This is a genomic window from Acinetobacter sp. YH12069, from assembly GCF_013419675.1.
Lineage (GTDB): Bacteria > Pseudomonadota > Gammaproteobacteria > Pseudomonadales > Moraxellaceae > Acinetobacter > Acinetobacter amyesii.
Genome location: NZ_VOZS01000060.1, coordinates 1 through 1078, shown reverse-complemented (window position 1 = coordinate 1078; position 1078 = coordinate 1). Strand labels below are relative to the sequence as shown.

The 1078-nt window shown below is 35.3% G+C and carries 1 pseudogene; it reads left to right on the top strand.

The annotated features are described in order from the left end of the window. The first annotated feature begins 43 nt into the window (after positions 1-43). Positions 44-1048 (top strand): annotated as a pseudogene (locus FTU16_RS16410) (phage/plasmid replication protein, II/X family). Positions 1049-1078: the final 30 nt, after the last annotated feature.

Genomic DNA, 1078 nt, shown 5'->3' with positions numbered 1-1078 from the left:
ATTCGTTTGAGAATCTTAGTGAGGTTTTTAAGTGGCTTGATAAATGATTGATTGGGTATCGGCGAAAATAATTTGTAATCATGACCCTGATAAGCTTTTTAATGGGGCTGTTTTGTCCCTTAATTCTAATTTAGAAAAAGAATGGGTTTGTGATAAGAAAAAAACAGTTGAGGGTTCTTATTCAACAAAAATTCAGATTCAGTCAGTAACAGACACTCAAATTTATATTTCTGGGAATCCTACAAAATTCCTTCAGGGTCATAATTTATTTGGTTCTAATGATCTTGTTTCAATTATGGGTAAGTTTTTTGATGAGCTGTTAAAAAAAGAAGAATTAGGCTTATGTCCTGATCCATTCCAATACGCAAATATCAAAGACGGTCATTATGAATTATCTCGTGTAGACGTTAATGAAACGTGGCATTTGAATAATGAAAAAGAAGTACTTGCTTGGATTCGTGCCGTAGGTGAATCAGCATATTTAAAACATCGTGGTGCTGGTCAATTTAGTGGTGATACTGCTTATTTTGGTAAACATTCTAGACGTTGGGCTTTAAAGTGTTACTCCAAATTCATGGAAATCTTAGCAAAAGGTCATCACTTACCTGTTGATATACAAATACCTTAAATGATCGAATATGCTCGAAAAGCCTTGAGAATAGAGGGTGTAACTAGACAACAAGAGTTAAAAAGACGTTCTTTGCACATTGCATCCAATTGGGATATAGACACAGCCGAGGAGTTACTTCTAGAATACATATCTAAATTAGAAATGAGTGATGTCTATATGCTCAAAGATGATGTTTTAGATGCATTACCTACCCGTTTAAGAATGGTTTATCAAACTTGGTTGAATGGTGATGACTTAAAGCAAATTATGTCTAAATCTGCTTTCTACCGTTGCCGTAGTGAGATGCTTAAATATGGTATAGATATTTCTACCAAGTCCCCTAAAGAAAAATCTAACGTAATTCCCCTGATCCGTGTGTTAGAAGCCAAGCCTGTAGGCATTCCTGATTGGGCTTATGAAAGAAACCTTGTCGCTTGATGAGGTTTTTTTTGTGCTACAAAACGCCCT